At 68.7% G+C, this 16206-nt stretch carries 14 protein-coding genes; 5 read left to right on the forward strand and 9 right to left on the reverse strand.

Going from position 1 to position 16206, the window contains the following annotated elements:
• Window positions 1-8: 8 nt before the first annotated feature.
• From FHW79_RS07590 to FHW79_RS07610, 5 genes are all read left to right on the forward strand, one after another.
• Window positions 9-782 (forward strand): hypothetical protein, encoded by a 774-nt coding sequence (locus tag FHW79_RS07590; RefSeq protein WP_183178357.1) that lies wholly within the window; start codon window positions 9-11, stop codon window positions 780-782.
• A gap of 154 nt (window positions 783-936) precedes the next feature.
• Window positions 937-1698 (forward strand): hypothetical protein, encoded by a 762-nt coding sequence (locus FHW79_RS07595; RefSeq protein WP_183178358.1) that lies wholly within the window; start codon window positions 937-939, stop codon window positions 1696-1698.
• Window positions 1699-2122: 424 nt separating this feature from the next.
• A complete protein-coding gene (locus FHW79_RS07600) occupies window positions 2123-5017 on the forward strand; it encodes a response regulator (protein ID WP_183178359.1) in 2895 nt (964 codons plus the stop codon).
• A 73-nt stretch (window positions 5018-5090) separates the two neighbouring features.
• Entirely contained in the window at window positions 5091-5840 is a 750-nt protein-coding gene (locus tag FHW79_RS07605) for a response regulator transcription factor (protein ID WP_183178360.1), read from the forward strand.
• A 230-nt stretch (window positions 5841-6070) separates the two neighbouring features.
• Window positions 6071-7114 (forward strand): response regulator, encoded by a 1044-nt coding sequence (locus FHW79_RS07610; protein ID WP_183178361.1) that lies wholly within the window; start codon window positions 6071-6073, stop codon window positions 7112-7114.
• Here FHW79_RS07610 and FHW79_RS07615 read toward each other — a convergent pair.
• The 9 genes from FHW79_RS07615 to FHW79_RS07655 all read right to left on the reverse strand — a co-directional run bounded on the left by FHW79_RS07615 (window position 7084) and on the right by FHW79_RS07655 (window position 15973).
• Window positions 7084-7338: a hypothetical protein gene (locus FHW79_RS07615; protein ID WP_247884225.1), complete on the reverse strand. Its 255-nt coding sequence runs from the start codon at window positions 7336-7338 to the stop codon at window positions 7084-7086. The genes FHW79_RS07610 and FHW79_RS07615 overlap by 31 nt on opposite strands.
• Before the next feature lie 112 nt (window positions 7339-7450).
• A complete protein-coding gene (locus FHW79_RS07620; RefSeq protein ID WP_183178362.1) occupies window positions 7451-9409 on the reverse strand; it encodes a glycosyltransferase family 41 protein in 1959 nt (652 codons plus the stop codon).
• Window positions 9410-9511: 102 nt separating this feature from the next.
• Window positions 9512-9904: an RcnB family protein gene (locus FHW79_RS07625; protein WP_183178363.1), complete on the reverse strand. Its 393-nt coding sequence runs from the start codon at window positions 9902-9904 to the stop codon at window positions 9512-9514.
• Window positions 9905-10037: 133 nt separating this feature from the next.
• Window positions 10038-10880: a GNAT family N-acetyltransferase gene (locus tag FHW79_RS07630; RefSeq protein WP_183178364.1), complete on the reverse strand. Its 843-nt coding sequence runs from the start codon at window positions 10878-10880 to the stop codon at window positions 10038-10040.
• 14 nt (window positions 10881-10894) lie between these two features.
• On the reverse strand, window positions 10895-11641 hold the full coding sequence (locus tag FHW79_RS07635) for an aspartate/glutamate racemase family protein (RefSeq protein ID WP_183178365.1): 747 nt from the start codon (window positions 11639-11641) through the stop codon (window positions 10895-10897).
• Window positions 11642-11658: 17 nt separating this feature from the next.
• A complete protein-coding gene (locus FHW79_RS07640; protein ID WP_183178366.1) occupies window positions 11659-12498 on the reverse strand; it encodes an ABC transporter permease in 840 nt (279 codons plus the stop codon).
• A 3-nt stretch (window positions 12499-12501) separates the two neighbouring features.
• On the reverse strand, window positions 12502-13425 hold the full coding sequence (locus FHW79_RS07645) for an ABC transporter permease (protein ID WP_183178367.1): 924 nt from the start codon (window positions 13423-13425) through the stop codon (window positions 12502-12504).
• Window positions 13426-13588: 163 nt separating this feature from the next.
• A complete protein-coding gene (locus FHW79_RS07650; protein WP_183178368.1) occupies window positions 13589-14920 on the reverse strand; it encodes a PotD/PotF family extracellular solute-binding protein in 1332 nt (443 codons plus the stop codon).
• Window positions 14921-14968: 48 nt separating this feature from the next.
• Window positions 14969-15973, reverse strand: coding sequence for an ABC transporter ATP-binding protein (locus FHW79_RS07655; protein WP_183178369.1), 1005 nt, complete (start codon window positions 15971-15973; stop codon window positions 14969-14971).
• Window positions 15974-16206 lie beyond the last annotated feature (233 nt).

Raw genomic sequence — 16206 nt, forward strand, 5'->3', positions numbered from 1 at the left:
GGGCGGCGATGGCGCATGTCCCCTATGAGCAGCGCTGGGCCGCGGCGCGCAAGCGCTTCGAGGCCGCGACCGCGAAGCATCGGCCGAAGGACGCCAAGGCGGTCGCCGCCGCGCTGAACGGAGACGCCGCGCTGGTCAGGGCGCTGAAGGCCGGCGACGCCGTCCACCGCGCCGGCACCGCCGGTGACGAGGCCGTGAAGGATCTCGTTGCCGCGGGGAAGGATGCCGTGAAGGCGCGCAAGGCCTATCTGGCCGCGCTCGGCAAGGCGCTGGATGAGGATATGGCCGGCCGCGGTGACAAGGCCGCGGCGGCGGCCTGCGAGCGAGCGATGAAGGCGCTCGCCAAGGACCTCGCCGATCTGGAAGCCGCCATCGGCGCGGACGCCGACCGCTTCAGGGCGCAGGCGGCTCAGGCCGAGAAGGACGCCGCCTCGGCGGACCGGGCGCAGAAGCGGTGGGAGGCGAACATCAACGGTGCGCTCGCCCGCGCCGCCGCCGGGGTCGCCAAGGTGCGCGCCAAGCCGACTCCGGACACCTACAACGAGCTGTTCCCGGCGCTGGCCCGCGATCTCGCCACCCAACTCGCCGCGGCGAAGGCGCTGGACGGGCTGCGCGCCGATCCGGACTTCTACCGCCGGAAGCTCGCTCCCTGGGCCGGGCAGAGTGGCGACGGGCCGCCGATGCGTGTGCCGCCTGACTACACCGCCCGCCAGATCACCGACCTCATCAAGGAGTTCGCCACGGTCTGCAAGGGCGTGGTGCAACTGGTCGGCGGCCGCTGAGAGAAGAAGGGACAGAAAGGGAAGCCGCCGTTTTGGACCCAATCGACCCCCGGTAGGGGCGGGAGAGGAGCAATCGCCGATTCCGGGGGTCGTCCCCGCCTCCTACCATGCGGACCGATAGGGTGAATGCTTGGTTAAGCGGAGGAGCTGAGACATGGGTGGTCCCCTGAAGCGCATCGACATCCCGGACATCCTGACCCAGAAGGACTGGGACAAGAAGAAGGGCGCCATCGCCAAGATCGCCGGCAAGACCGGCATCGGCGACGCGATGAAGGCGGTGGACAAGGCGCACGGCGCCATCGACTGGAAGAAGCTGAGCGTGTCGGTGAACGCTCCCAGCAACGCGACGCTGGACGACCTCGACTCGCTGCTGGACGAGGCGCGGGCGGAGTACAAGCGCTCGGTCGAGCCGCTGCGCACCCAGCTCCAGAAGCTGCGCGATCTGGCCGAGGCGACGGCGAAGAAGTTCAAGTCGAACAAGCTGATTCCGAAGGATTCCGCAGCCCACGCGGAGAAGGTGGCCAAGGCCGCCGACCAGCTCTTCGTCGCCTTCAACCAGTCCTCGCTTGGGGACAAGATCGTCGATGACTACGAGGGCATGAAGGACGCCATCGAGAAGGCGGACAAGGTGCGCGCCAAGGGGCGGGAGATCCTTGAGAAATACATGCTGTCCCTGGCGAAGAAGCTGAAGACCGCGAAGACGGTGGGCGATTACCAGGACCTGTGGAAGGAGGACATTCGCGGCGTCGGCACCCAGCTGCCGAAGATGCCCGAACTGAAGGCCTTCCTGAAGGATTGGCGCAACATCTCCTCCCAGGACGGCATCCCGGAGACCGACGAGGATGTGAAGAGCCGTTGCAAGGAGGTGATGGCCGTCCTGGCCCGCATGGACAAGCAGATGAAGGCCATGGCCTGACCGCGGTCAGCACAACCGCCGATCAGGTGCACGGTATGGAAGCGTCCGGAAGTTCGCCTGTGTCCAGGCGGTTCCGGGCGCTTTGCCTATTAGCGATCGCTGTTAAAATCGCCGCGTTCGGCGGTCAACGCCAAGTATGGGTTGCATCGTCGATTGGAAGGTTAAAGCCATAATTTCTATAGGATTTACGAATGATGAAGCTTGTCGCGAATTTCTGAGTCGTTGTTGCGTCGATGGCTGATTATACTTCGCCGCATGGCCGGTTCTGGGTTCATGGGGTTTCGGCTTTAAATGGCTGAGTGCATCGGTATTTCCGCAACAATCGTTTTGCGATACCACTCATGATGGGATTGGCTCGGCGTCTGTCGACCTGCGGGTCGGGCCGCGGCCTGTGCCATGCGCCTGTCGAAGGAACTGTGCCCCGGTGCTTCTGCCGCCTGCCGTCATGCCGTCCGTAACCGCCAACTTCGCGCGTGTCGCCCGACGGCTGGGCGCGGTTCTGCTCCTCGCGTTTCTTTGCACCGCTCCGGCCCTGGGCACCGTCCTGCCGCAGGCGGAGCGCGGCGTGCTCGACCTGCGGGGCTGGTACGCCGACCTCGACGGGCCGGTGTCGCTGGACGGCGAGTGGCTGGTGTCCTGGGACCGTCTGGCCGGAGAGGAAAGCCTGAACCCGTTGCCGGAACCGGACGGCCGCCTCTGGACGCCCTTCACCCTGCCGGCGATCTGGAACGGAACCGAGCGGCCGGACGGCCGGGAGATGGGCGGGTTTGGCGCCGCCACCTTCCGCCTGACGATTCTGCTGCCGCCCGGCATGCCGCCGCTGACGCTGAAGATGCCGCCGGTCAACTCGGCCATGCGGGTGTGGGCGGACGGCCGGTCGGTCGCCGCCGCGGGGGTGCCAGCCCTGGCCGCCGCGCAGGAGCAACCGTCCTCCGTTTCCCGCTTCGTCACGCTGCATGGTGGGCAGCGGGTCATCGAACTGGCGGTCGAGGTGTCCAACCACTTCCATTTCGAAGGCGGCATCGGGCGCACGATCTATCTCGACGCCAACGGCGGGCTGTCGCGGCTGTGGCAGCGGCAGCTGATGACCAACGCCGGGGCGCTGATGTCGCTGTCGCTGATGGCGCTGTTCATCGGCGCCTTCCTGCGCCGGCGCCTCTCGGCGGCCCCTCTGTTCCTGGTCATGCTGCTGGCGGCCTGCGCCATGCGTCTGATCTGCACCAGCGAACTGCTGCGCGTTTTTTTCCCCGGCGTGTCGGAGGTGTGGGCCTACCGGCTGGAATATCTGCCGATCTACCTGTTCTACCCGATCTACTTCCATCTGCTGCGCGAGCTGTTTCCGGGATGCCTGCACCGCGCGGTGGGGCGCGCCATGATGGCGGTCGCGGTGCCGGGCGTGTTCCTGGTGCTGGTCACCGAACCGGCGCAGTTCACCCGGTTGCGCGACGTGGCGAGCCTGCTGCTGGTGCTGTCGGCCCTGTATTTCGCGTGGCGGCTCGCCGTGGCCGCCCTGCGCCGCCATTCCGGCGCGATTCTGCTGGGGGCGGGGGCGCTGGCCTTCCTGGGATCGGTGGTGCACGACGCGTTGATGTACGCCCATTTCTACGAGAGCATCGACCTCGTGCCCTACGGCGCGCTGCTGTTCCTGTTCAGCCACGCGCTGGTGCTGGGGCGGCGGGTGGAGACGGCCTTCCTCAACGAACGCCGGCTGTCGCAGGAACTGGCCGCCCTCAACGAGGGGCTGGAGCGCCAGATCGCCGAGCGCACCCGCGCCCTGTCGGACAAGTCCGCCACGCTGGAGCGCTTCCTTGCCAACCTCAGCCACGAGGTCCGGACGCCGCTGAACGCCATCCTGGGCATGGTGCGGGTGATCCGCCGCGAGGGGCCGACCGACCAGCTGGACGAGCGGCTGCGCGTCGCGGACGGGGCGGGGCGGCATCTCGTCTCCATGCTCGACACCATCCTCGACCTGTCGCGGCTGGAGGCGGGACGGATGGAACTGCATCCTCAACCCACCGACGTGGTCGCTCTGGTGGAGGACGCCGCGGCGCTGATGCGCGCGGGCGCCGAGGACAAAGGCCTTGGCCTGTCCCTGACGATCAGTGGGCTGGGGGTGGCACGCTTTTGGATCGATCCATTGCGCCTGCGCCAGATCGTTCTGAACCTGTTGAGCAACGCCGTGAAGTTCACCGAACGCGGCGGGGTTGAGGTGTCGCTGACCGCCAAGCCGGCGCCGGCGGGCGCGGCAAGCGGGACGGTCGTCCTGCACCTGACCGTGGCGGACAGCGGGCCCGGCGTGCCGCGGGCGGCGCAGGCCATCATTTTCGAGCCCTTCCATCGTTTGGAGGGAAGCCGGCTGGAGGGCAACCGCCGGGACGGCGCCGGGCTGGGTCTCGCCATTGTCGACGGACTCGTTCGGTTGATGGGCGGCGCCGTCTGCCTGGAGGGGCGGCCGGGCGGCGGCTCCCTCTTCACGGTTTCGCTGCCGACCCGCGCGCTGCCGCTCGCCGATCCGTTGCCGGACCGCGCCGCTCCCATGCCCATGCCGGGCAGCCTGGACATCCTGGTGGTGGAGGATGCCCCGGAGAACCAAGCCATCTTGCGCGAGTATCTGGCCCCCGGCGGTCATCGCGCCGTATATGTGGAGAGCGGTGAGGAGGCCCTGGCGGTGCTGGCCACCAGGATCGTGGACGTCGTCCTGCTCGACATGCGGCTGCCGGGGATCGACGGGGTGGAGGTGACGCGGCGCATCCGCGCGCTGTCCGACGCGGAGCGGGCGCTGGTTCCGGTGATCGCCGTGACCGCCAACAGTTCGCCGGAGGACCGGGCGGACTATCTGGACGCCGGCGTGGACGAGGTGGTGGCGAAGCCGGTGGACCCCGATGCGCTCCAGGACGCGCTCGCCCGCCACGCTCCGTCCGGCTCGTGCGCGCCCGCACCATCTTTCGCGGTTCAACGGTCGACGGTCGCAGGCGGGCCGATCGCAGGCGGGCCAATCGCAGGTGGATTATCCAGCGCCGATCGCGCGCGGCTGATGGAACGCTTCGCCCAGGCCTGCCGGGATGTGCTGGAGGTTCTCGATGACGCGGACTCACCGCCCCGGCGTGTCGTCGACGCGGCTCATCGCATGAAGGGCAGCGGCGGCACCTATGGCTTTCCGGAGGTGAGCGCCGCGGCGCGGGCGCTGGAGCGGACGGCGCAGGCCGTCGAAAGCGGAAGCGGGGGGGCCGCTTCCATGCAAGGGGACGCGGCGGCGCTTCGGGACCGGCTCCACGCCGCCCTGCGCGCCATCGAAACGGGGGAGGCGGGGCTGACATGACGGCGACGAGCGTTGACGCCACGGCGGTTGGTGCGGCGGTTGGTGCGGCGGGAACGGCGGCGGGCAAGACATCATGAGCGTCGGATCGGAACTGGTTGGACGGACCGTGCTGGTGGTCGAGGATTCTCCCGAAACGCAGGATCTGATCGCCACCTATCTGGAGCATCAGGGGCTGCGGGTGCTGCGGGCCGCGAACGGGGCGGAACTGACGGAGCGTATCGCGCAGGACCGGCCGGACCTTGTGCTGCTGGACATCAACCTGCCGGATTGCGACGGGCTGGCCCTGGCCGAGCGGCTGCGGCTGGGGGAAGCCGTTCCGCTGATCTTCGTGACCGGTCGCGACAGCCCGACCGACCGCATCGCCGGCCTGTCCCATGGTGGCGACTATGTGACCAAGCCGGTCGACCTGCTGGAACTGCTGATCCGCATCCGCAACCTGTTGCGCCGCTCCAGCGCGTCCGCCGCTGCGCCGGCGCCCGCCGAAAGTGCCGCGGTCGCGGCGCCCGACGCGCCGCTGACTTTTCGGGGATGGCGCCTGGATCTGGTGCGCCGGGCGCTGTTCCGTCCCGACGGCTCCTACCTCGCCCTGACGACGGGGGAGTTCAACATCCTGGCGGCGCTCGCGGCGATGCGACCCAATCCGGTCAGCCGCGAGTATCTGCTGGACGTGATCAGCAACCGCGATCCGCGCTCCATCAGCGAGCACACGGTGGACACGCTGATCACCCGGCTGCGCCGCAAGATGCGGTTGGAGGACGGCGCACCCTCGCCGATCGTCACCGTCCGTGGGGTTGGATATGCATTGGAATCCGACGAATCTTGACGATAATGATTAATATGCAATAATAAACCGCACGTTACTCCGACTGAAAAGTATCAACCGCCGTTGATACGCGTTCGAACGGGGTAATGCTATACATCACCCAACGAATGATTGACGGTTCCAAGCGGGTACCTGGAGGAGGCGGAACGTTCCGCCGCATCGGGTCGCCGCGCCGGGCCTGACACCGCCGCCGGCCAACCGGCGCGCGATCTGATGCGGGTGAGAGCGGCATGCAACGGTCCCTGGTTTCGCGTTCGGCGGAGCGTATCGCGCTGGCTGGTCAAACGGCGGCGGATTACTCGGCACCGAGTTATTCAGCGGCGGCGCCTTCCATTCTGATCATCGGCAACGACAGCGCGGCCATCGCCGGCATCCGCGAGTGCGCCTTGCGGCTCGGCCACCGGGTGCAGGACACGCGCGACGTCATCTCGGCGCTTGGCCTGCTCGACGTGGACCGCAGCGTCGGCGTCGTCTTCGTGGATGGCGGCTCGCCCTGGTTCGACGGTCTGGCGCTGATGGAGCGGCTGCACCGCACCCACCGCGGCCTCGCCTGCATTCTCTTCGCCCGCAACCCGGAGGCGGACGACGTGGTGCGCGCCCTGCGTCTGGAGGCCGCCGACGTGGTGACCGACCCGGAGGACGAGACGCAGATCGAGCGCGCGCTGGCCCGTGTCCTCGACGGCGGGGAGGGGAGCGCGTCGTCCGCGCCGGACCTTCCTCCGGTGTCGATGGGCAATCATGACGACGCGCTGGAGCAGGCCTACCGCCATGGGCTGGCGCTGGTCGAGACGGTGCGCGCCTTGCGCGGTGAGGCCGCGGCGGCCCGCGTGATGCCCTTCGTCGCGGCCCACCGCGCGGCCGCCGCTCCTGCAACGTCTCACACCGCCATCACGCCCGCGGCTCAATCCGTTTGCGAGCCGATGCCGGACGGCGGTGCGCCGGACAGCCTGGGCATCCTGACGGCGATCCGGCGCAAGCGCGCCGCCCGCGAGAAGTTCTTTCCCAAGGGGCTGTTCGAGGACCCCTGCTGGGACATGCTGCTCGACCTGATGATCAATCATCTCCAGGGACGGCGGATTTCGGTGTCGTCGCTGTGCATCGCGTCCGGCGTGGCCCAGACCACGGCGCTGCGCCGCATCACCGACCTGCACGAGCGCGGGCTGGTCCGGCGGATCGCCGACGACAAGGATGGTCGCCGCGTCTTCATCGAGCTGACCGAAGAGGGCGTCGCCGCCATGGAGCGTTACGTGGAGACGGTTGGCCCGCTGGGCTGACCGTCCGCCGCTCCGGCCTCCGCCTGACGGGAGCAGTCCGGCCAGGGGCAGGCGCAGGAGGGGAAACGGCATTCGTCGCCGTTCACGTCGCTGGCCTGCACGGCGATCTTGTAGCGCAGGCCGTGGGCCGACGGCGTGTCGATCAGGCCGCAGGCCTCGTAGACCTCGACATTGACGCGGGCCGATTGCAGGGCAACCCGGGCGATCTGTTTGGGATCCTTCATCATCGGCGTCTCGGCCTCGCTTCCGCTGCGTCGTCGGTCCTTTCAACGCATGTTCGGCGCCATTGTGCCAGGGCGTATCGGAAGGACTTCCTTTGGCGCGTCCGCGGCCCCCTTATGGTGTGCGCCACATCGACCGATAGGCCTGCTCCAGCGACCGGGCGAAGGCCGGCGCGTCGCACAAAGGTGATTGGCGCACGCGCTCCCGCAACCCGGCGCGCAGCGCGGCCAGGAACTCCGGGTCACCGACCAGCGCGGCGGTCTTGGCCACGTAGTCATCCGGGCTGTCCGCCACCAGCCGGTCGGCGAGGCCGAGCGTTTCCAGGAAGCTGACCCCGATCCGTCCCGCCCACCGGTCGCCGCGCAGGGTCACCACCGGCACACCCATCCACAGGCTTTCGGCCGTCGTCGTGCCGCCGCCGAAGGGGGTGGGGGACAGCGCGAGGTCGATGCGGTTGTGGCTGGCGAAATAGTCCGCCCGCGGCGTTTTCCCTTCCATGCGCAGGCGGTTCGGCGCAATGCCGTGCGCGGCGAACTGATCGCGCAGGGTCTGGCGCACGCCGTAATCGCCGAATTCCCGCGATTTCAGCAGCAGGCGGGCTTGCGGCAGCGCCGTCAGGACCTGCGCCCACAGCGCGACAGTCGGTCGGGAGATCTTGGCCCGGTTGTGGAAGGCGCCGAGCGTGACCGGCCCGCCGTCGAGCATGGGAAGCGGCCCGACCGGCACATCCTCCGCCGGCGGGGTGAAGCATAGATAGCTGTCAGGCAGGCGCCAGACCTTCTCGGTGAAGAAGCGCTCCTCGTCCGGCGGCAGGACATGGCGGTCGGCGATGATCCAGTCCATGGCCGGCAGGCCGGTCGTCCCGAAATAGCCGAGCCAGCTCGCCTGGATGGGCGCGGGCCGCCGGGCGAACAGGGTGAGGCGGTTGTTTCCCGTATGGCCGGAGAGATCGACGAGGATGTCGATGCCGTCCCGGCGGATCAGGTCGGCCACCGCCGCGTCGTCCATGCCGACGATCGGCCGCCATCCGTCGGCGGCGGCGCGAAGGCTCTCCGTCACGTCGTCGGTCCGGCCGTTGTTGGCGTAGCCGAAGGCGGTGACCGCCTTGCGGTCGTGCGCCCTCAGCACGCTTTCCAGGAAGTAGCCGACCGGATGGCTGTTGAAGTCGCTGGAGACGTAGCCGATGCGCAGCGGGCGGGGCTGGTCGTGGCGGACGACCGGAGCGGCGACCGGGAGTCCGCCGCCGCATCGTTCGGCCCACTCGCGGGCGGCGGCGAGGAAGTCGGCGTTTCCGCACTCCGGCAGGTAGTGCTGGGCCATCAGGACGTTGCTGTGCGCCATCGGGAAATCCGGACGGTGCGTCAGCGCCGAGCGGTAGGCGGCCATGGCCTGGTTCAGATGCCCTTGCCCCTTCAGGACGTTGCCGAGGTTGGACCAGCCCAGGGCGAAATCGGGCCGGAAGGTCAGGGCGACGCGGTGGGCCGCCGCCGCTTCGCCCAGCCGGTCCTGCAAGTCCAGGGCGTAGCCGAGGTTGCCATGGGACTCGGCGTTGGTCGGCGCCGCCTGGATGGCGTCGGTGAAGGCGGCGATGGCGGCGTCGGTCTGCCCGACCTCCAGGAACAGGGAGCCGAGGTTGTTCAACGCCTCCGCGAAGCCGGGCTGGAGCGCGATGGCCTGACGGAAAGCGGCGACGGCTTCGTTGGGCCGGCGCTGTTGGCGGAACAGGTTGCCCAGCCGGAAATGGATGTCCGCCCGGTCCGGGCCGAGGCGCAGCGCCGCCATCAGGGCGTCCAGCGCCTCGTCCGTGCGGCCGGCATCGAGCAGGGCGGAGCCGAGATTCAGATGGTATTCCAGCGCCTCGCGGATGGACAGGGCGGTGCGGATGCTGGCGATGCCGGCCTCATGGTCTCCGCGTTCGGACAGCAGCACGCCCAGCAGGTGCCAGGCGTCGGGATTGCGCGGCTCGCGCTTCAGGATCTGGCGGTATGCCCGCTCCGCCTCGTCGCCGCGGCCGTCGTTGTGCAGGGTCAGGACATCGGTGAGCGAGGGCCGGGTGCTGCGGCTGTCCGTCATGGAGCGTCCATTGTGGGGGCGGGCATCGCGGGGAAGGGCGGTGCAACTCGGGGAAGAGTAGACCGCCCGGCCGGGTCACGTCCATGAGGGAAGGGCGGGTTCTCAGCGGAACAGGCCGGGGACGATCCGGACCATGATTCCCGAACGGGACGCCACCAGGATGGCGTCCGACCCGGCGCGGACCCAATGATGGCCGCGCGGCGGCCGATGGAGGTGATACGCGGTGGGCGTGGCGATGACGTGGCGCCGCGACGCATAGGCGGCGGGCAGACGGTCGCCGGGCTTCCAGTGCCGCGCCGCTCGGTGGACCGGCGGGGGCGGGCGATGGGCTTCCGGGCGGTGCACATTGGGGTTGCGATGGGCCCGCTCGATCCGCGGCGGTTCGCGGTGATCCGGTCCCCAGCCGGCGGCGGAGGCGTCCCGTGTGCCCAGTCCGACCAGCACGGTGGCGGCGGTCAAGGCGGTGGTCATGGCGGCGATCAGGATGCGCGACATGGGGGTGTCCCTCTTCTCGTCAGGCCGGGATCGTGATCCCGATGCCCCTGATGCTGCACGCGCCCTGTTGCCGGCGTGTGTCCGGCGGCCCCCTGTTTGGTAACGGACTGTTACGGCAAAGCTCTGCCCCTCTTCAGCCCAGTTCGAAGGTCGTCACCCCGAACAGGCGCGCGGTGTCGATGATTGGGGCTGGACCCAGATACATGCGGGCGGTTTCGAATTGCGGGGTCAGGCCCAGCTCCTCCGCCAGCAGGACGGCCTCGCGGTTGACCTCCGGAACGTCCAGGAAAATCGGACCATCGCCCGCCGTGGCGGCGAGCGCGAGCGCCAGATCGCGCGCCGTACCGCGGTCGGCGGCGTAGAGCGGGCCGATCTTGCTGCCGGTGTGGCAGGGGCGGATCACCCCGAAGCCGCGCAACGCCCCGTCGACCACGGCGGCCAACGCGGAGGCGCCGGGCAGCGTGATCCAGTTGGACAGGAAGCCGGCGCGCGGCGCCGGGAACAGCGCGCGGTCCCAGTCCAGCAGCCGGTCGAAGGGCACCGTCCGCGCGTCCAGCAGCGAAGCGGCGGAGGAGGTCCCGGCGGGCGGAGCCCCACCGTAGCGGATGTTGCGATAAGCGAGCGCGAAGCCGGACTTGCGGTAATTGTCCTGCTGCGCCACCACCCCGTCGAGCCCGACGGTGCAACCCTCCAGATGCCTCAGCCCGGCTTGCCAGAGGTCCCAGCCGAGGCCGCGCCCGCGCATCCCGGGCCGCACGATGTAGAAGCCGAGGAAGCCGAAGTTGTCGGGATAGCGGACGACGGAGAGGCAGGCCGCCGGTTCGCCGTCCAGTTCTCCGATCAGGAATCCTTCGGGGTCCACGGCGTGGAAGGCCCCGGCGTCGTGCAAGCCGGGGTTCCAGCCCTCCGCCCGCGCCCAGTCCACGGCCAGATCCAGCTCGGCCCGGCTCATCACGCGCACGCGGTAGCCTTCCATGGAGTCCCTCCGGTTCAGGGCTGCGGGGCGGGGGCGAAGCGCGCCATGTCCCCGGCGTAGGGTTTGGGCAGGGGGAAAGCGTAACCGCCGGTCTTGCCGGTGCGCAAGCCCAGCACGGCCAGCCCCTCCACCAGCTTCACCGCGACGGTGACGCCGTCCACCACCGGCACGCCCATCTCGGCGGTCAGGGCGCGCGCCAGATCGGCCATGCCGGCGCAGCCCAGAACGACGCTCTCCGCCCCGTCTTCCGCGATGGCCTGGCGGATGGTGTCGCGCACCCGCTCCACGGCGCCCGACGCCGGGTCCTCCAGCGCCAGCACCGGCACGCCGGCGGCGCGCACCCGGCAGCGCCCGGCCACGCCGTAGCGCTCCGCCAGATGCTCCAGCGCCGGGACGGAGCGCGGCATGGTGGTGACCACGCTGAACCGCCCGCCGAGCAGGGTGGCGGTCTTCATCGCCGCCTCGCAGATGCCGACCACCGGGACGGCGGACAGGCAGCGCGCAGCGTCCAGCCCGACGTCGTCGAAGCAGGCGATCACCACGCCGTCGATACCCGGCGCGGCGCGCCCGTGGGCGGCGATCACCTCCAGCAGGCCGGGGACGGCGAGCGCCTCGTCGTAATAGCCCTCGATGCTGGCGGGCCCTATGGCCGGGTTGGCGGCGACGATCTCTGTCCCCGGCGCGGCGACGGCGCGGGCGGCGGCCCCGGCCTTCTCGGTCATCGAGGCGGTGGTGTTCGGGTTGACGACCAGGATGCGCATGGCTGGCTCTTTGCGTTTCAAGCGGCGCCGCCGGTCCGCCGCAGCCGGCGGCGGCGCAGGATCATCACCCCGGCGAGGAACAGGCCGATGACGGTGAAGGAGAACAGCGTCGTCAGCGTGCCCAGCGCGTAGAGCACCGGGGTCGTGACGTTGGTGGTCATGCCGTAGATCTCCAGCGGCAGGGTGTTGAAGGACCCCGCGGTCATCAGCGTGCGCGCGAATTCGTCGTAGGACAGGGTAAAGCCGAACAGCCCGACGCCGATCAGGCTGGGCAGCAGGATGGGCAGCACGACATGGCGCACCGTCTGCCAGGGCGTGGCGCCGAGGTCGCGCGCCGCCTCCTCGTAGGCCGGGTTGAAGCGGTTGAAGATGGCGAAGACGATCAGCAGGCCGAAGGGCAGCGTCCAGGTCAGGTGCGCGCCGAGCGCCGAGCCGTACCAGGTCGGCTCGATGCCCAGGATGTTGAACAGCAGGCCGATGCCCAGGCTGACCAGGATCGACGGCACGATCAGGCTCGCCACCGCCAGATAGAACAGCGCCCCGCTACCCAGGAAGCGGCGGCGGAAGGCGAAGCCGGCGAGCAGCGAGAACAGCACCGTCAGCACCATCACCGTCAGCCCCAGCGCGATGGAGCGGCGGAAGGAGCCGCCGAAATCGCCGACCGCCTGCTGCTCGAACAGGTTCCTGAACCAGTGGAGGGAGACGCCGTTCATCGGAAAGGTCAACCCACCCTCCGGCCCCTGGAAGGACAGGATGGTGATGGTGGCGATCGGCCCGTAGAGGAACAGGACGAACAGCCCGAAGAAGGCGGCGAGCAGGTAGAAGGACAGGCTGCGCCGGGTGCCGGTGCCGGTCATCGCTTACAGCTCCTTGCGGATGTCGACGATGCGCAGCATCGCCACGACCATGATGAGGACGACGGCCAGCAGCACGACCGCGTTCGCGGCGGCGGCGGGGTACTGGAGCAGCGAGATCTCGTTGGCGATCATCAGCCCGATCGAGGCGCTCTGCCCGCCGCTCATCAGGCGGACGGTGATGAAGTCGCCCATCACCAGCGTGACCACGAAGATGGAGCCGATGGCGATGCCCGGTTTGGCCAGCGGCAGGATGACGTTCCACACCACCTGCGCCGCGCTGGCGCCGCCGTCGCGCGCCGCCTCGACCAGGGCGCGGTCGATGCGCATCATCGAATTGAAGATCGGCACCACCATGAACAGCGCGTAGAGGTGCACGAAGGCCAGCACCACCGCGAAGTCGGAGAACAGCAGGAACTCCAGCGGCTGGTCGATCAGCCCGGCGGAGATCAGCCCGGAATTCAGCAGCCCGTTGCGCCCGAGGAAGGGAATCCACGAGATCATGCGGATGATGTTGGAGGTCCAGAAGGGGATCGTGCAGACCAGGAACAGCACCATCTGCCACGTCGTGGACTGGACGTGGAAGGCCAGGAAATAGGCCACCGTGAAGCCGATCAGCAGGGTGATGACCCAGGTCAGCGCCGCGAACTTCACCGTGTTCAGGTAGGTCTTCCAGGTGACCGGCGAGGTCAGCAGCTCCTCGTAGTTGGTCAGCACGAAATCCGGGTAGATGCGGATGCTGTCATAGTCCCAGAAGCTGACCGCGACGATGGTCAGGATAGGGACCAGCAGGAAGACCAGCAGCGTCAGCGCCAGCGGCCCGGCCTGGAGGTAGGGGACGGCCCGGCGCAGCATGGAACGGCGCACCCCGCCGCTCCGCGGTGCCGCGGACGCGCTGGACGCTTCGGATGGGACGGCGGAGGCGGTCATGGCGGAGGGGTCCGGTGCCGTGGGGGAGTGCGTGGTGTGGGAGAGTCTTGCCCCCACCCTGACCCTCCCCCGCTTCGCAGGGGAGGGGAAATCGGCCCTCCCCTGCGGGAGCGGGGGAGGGAGGGACCCGCGAAGCGGGAGGGTGGGGGCAAGCCGGCCGAGGTTACGCCGCGACGAACTCGTTCCACTTGCGGACCATGTAGCGGTCCTCGTCCATCACCGCGTTCCAGCAGGCCACGCGACCCATGCGGTCCTGGAACGACCCGCCGTCGCGCACCGCGCCGGCCTTCTCCATCACCTTGCCTTCGGGGCTGAGGATGTCGGTCTTGGCCGGCTGGCCCTCCATCCAGAAGGCCCACTCGTCCGGCGACATGTGCTCCTTCGCGGTGTCGAGCACGGCGGAGTAATAGCCCTGGCGGTTCAGATAGGCGCCGACCCAGCCAGACAGGTACCAGTTGATATATTCATAGGCGGCTTCCAGCTCCAGCCCGCTCAGATGCTTGGCGATGCCGAGGCCGCCGCCCCAGGCGCGGTAGCCTTCCTTCAGCGGCTGGTAGACGCACTGGATGCCCTTGGCGCGCACGGCGGCCACGGCCGGCGACCACATCGACTGGATGATGACCTCGCCCGACGACATCAGGTTGACGCTCTCGTCGAAGGTCTTCCAGAAGGCACGGAACTGGCCGGCCTTCTTGGCGTCGGTCATGATCTTGAGGGTCTTGTCGATCTCCTCCTTGGTCATGTTGCCCTTGTCGCCGTACTTCACCTCGCCCATGGCCTCGCAGACCATGGCGGCGTCCATGATGCCGATGGAGGGGATGTTGATGATCGACGCCTTGCCCTTGAAGGCCGGATCGAGCAGGTCCTTCCAGCTGCTGATCGGGCGGCCGACCAGATCGGGGCGGATGCCCAGCGTGTCGGCGTTGTAGATGGTCGGGATCAGCGTCATCCACTGGGTGGCCGACTTGGCGAACTTGATGCTGTCCTTGCCTTCCACGAAGCCGACGGTGTGCGGGGCGGTGCCCTGGGCGACGGCGCTCTCCGGGGTCAGCTTGCCGTTGACGAAGATCGGGACGATCTTGTCGAAGTTCTTGATCTTGGAAACGTCCATCGGCTGCATCACGCCGGCCGGGAAGACCTTCTTGCAGATCCAGTATTCGATGTCGGCGATGTCGTAGGACTTCGGCTGGGTCACCGCGCGCTGGGCCACCGCGTCGCTGTCGAGCGCGGTCATCTGCAGCGTGAAGCCGAGATCCTCCTTCACCTTGTCGGCGACGGCGTTCAGATTCGACACGCCGGTGCCGAACTGGCGCAACGTGACGTTCTTGATGTTCTGCGCCCAGATGGTGGGGAAGCCGGTGATCGCCCCCGACCCGATGGCGACACCCGCGGCGGCGGCGGTGCCCTTCAGCAGCGTGCGGCGGCTGACGCCTTTGGTGGTGCCGCCCGTGGTGGTCCCGGCGGAAAGGGGCGAGCCGGTGCGCGTCTCGGTCATGCTCTGTGCCTCCAGTGTGGTCGGTCGTTTTGGGGATTGGTCGGGAAATCAGGCAACCAGGGGATGGACGTCGCGCGCCTTCCAGCCCGCGGTCACGCGGTCGCCGACGGCGAGCGGGGCGTCGTAGAAGCGGGATTCGTCCAGCACCACGGCGAAGTCCTCGGCACCCGGCACGTCGAGCGTCAGGTGCACGGATGCGCCGTGATACTCCAGCGCGCGGACGGTGCCTTCCAGCTGATGGTCCGTCCCCTCGGGTTGGCCGAGCAGGATGCGGTCGGCCCGCACGGCCCGGCGGCCGGCGGCGTCCTCCACCACGTTGTGGCCGCCGATGAAGCGGGCGACGAAGGCGGTGCGCGGCTGGTTGAAGACTTCGCGCGGCGGGCCGGCCTGCTCGATCCGCCCCTGGTTCATCACCACGACAAGGTCGGCGAGCGCCATCGCCTCGGTCTGGCTGTGGGTGACGTGGACGAAGGTGATGCCAAGCTCGGTGTGCAGACGCTTCAACTCCTCGCGCATGCGGATGCGCAGGAAGGGGTCGAGCGCCGACAGCGGCTCGTCGAGCAGGAGCACGCCCGGCCGGGTGATCAGCGCACGGGCCAGCGCCACACGCTGCTGCTGGCCTCCGGAGAGCTGTGCGGGCAGCCGGTCCGCGTACTGGGACATGTGGACGAGATCCAGCATCTCCCGCGCGCGGCGGCGCCGCTCCTCCTTCGCGACACCCTTCATTTTCAGGCTGAAGGCGACGTTGTCGGTGCAGTCGAGGTGGGGGAACAGGGCGTAGCTCTGGAACATCATGGCGGTGCCGCGGCGGGCCGGCGGCTCCCCGTTCACCACCGTGTCGCCGATCAGCAGGTCGCCGTCGGAGATGTCCTCGTGCCCGGCGATCATGCGCAGTGTGGAGGTCTTTCCGCAGCCACTTGGGCCGAGCAGGCAGCAATAGGCGCCGGCGGCGATGCGCAGGTCGATGCCGTCCACCGCGACGGTGGAGCCGTAGAACTTGCGCAGCTTCACCAGTTCGACGGTTGATCCAGCGGCGGCAGATCCGGCAGTCATGACCTTCTCCGATTTTGTGCACAATCCGCAGGGCCCGCTGCGGCTGTCGGGTATGTCCGCAAGTTCCATGCCAGCGTGTGAATGGCGGAGTTTCGCGGCTTTCCAGCGGTGAAAATCAGCGATTGGTCAGGATTTCGGCGCTGTGGCGCGAAATTGTGCATGGGTGGACTGTGCCCGATGCATGGGCAGGGCGCGGCGACCGCGTTTGTCCGCTGGTCCGTTTTGTGCACAAT

The organism is Azospirillum sp. OGB3, from assembly GCF_014192915.1.
GTDB lineage: Bacteria > Pseudomonadota > Alphaproteobacteria > Azospirillales > Azospirillaceae > Azospirillum.

Excerpts from the sequence above, each read along its gene's own strand:
- FHW79_RS07620 (WP_183178362.1), bottom strand. The coding sequence starts at position 9,409 with ATGACGGACAGCCGCAGCACCCGGCCCTCGCTCACCGATGTCCTGACC.
- FHW79_RS07650 (WP_183178368.1), bottom strand. The coding sequence starts at position 14,920 with ATGACCGAGACGCGCACCGGCTCGCCCCTTTCCGCCGGGACCACCACG.
- FHW79_RS07645 (WP_183178367.1), bottom strand. The coding sequence starts at position 13,425 with ATGACCGCCTCCGCCGTCCCATCCGAAGCGTCCAGCGCGTCCGCGGCA.
- FHW79_RS07595 (WP_183178358.1), top strand. The coding sequence starts at position 937 with ATGGGTGGTCCCCTGAAGCGCATCGACATCCCGGACATCCTGACCCAG.
- FHW79_RS07605 (WP_183178360.1), top strand. The coding sequence starts at position 5,091 with ATGAGCGTCGGATCGGAACTGGTTGGACGGACCGTGCTGGTGGTCGAG.
- FHW79_RS07590 (WP_183178357.1), top strand. The coding sequence starts at position 9 with ATGGCGCATGTCCCCTATGAGCAGCGCTGGGCCGCGGCGCGCAAGCGC.
- FHW79_RS07630 (WP_183178364.1), bottom strand. The coding sequence starts at position 10,880 with ATGGAAGGCTACCGCGTGCGCGTGATGAGCCGGGCCGAGCTGGATCTG.
- FHW79_RS07640 (WP_183178366.1), bottom strand. The coding sequence starts at position 12,498 with ATGACCGGCACCGGCACCCGGCGCAGCCTGTCCTTCTACCTGCTCGCC.
- FHW79_RS07615 (WP_247884225.1), bottom strand. The coding sequence starts at position 7,338 with ATGAAGGATCCCAAACAGATCGCCCGGGTTGCCCTGCAATCGGCCCGC.
- FHW79_RS07625 (WP_183178363.1), bottom strand. The coding sequence starts at position 9,904 with ATGTCGCGCATCCTGATCGCCGCCATGACCACCGCCTTGACCGCCGCC.
- FHW79_RS07610 (WP_183178361.1), top strand. The coding sequence starts at position 6,071 with ATGCAACGGTCCCTGGTTTCGCGTTCGGCGGAGCGTATCGCGCTGGCT.
- FHW79_RS07635 (WP_183178365.1), bottom strand. The coding sequence starts at position 11,641 with ATGCGCATCCTGGTCGTCAACCCGAACACCACCGCCTCGATGACCGAG.
- FHW79_RS07655 (WP_183178369.1), bottom strand. The coding sequence starts at position 15,973 with ATGACTGCCGGATCTGCCGCCGCTGGATCAACCGTCGAACTGGTGAAG.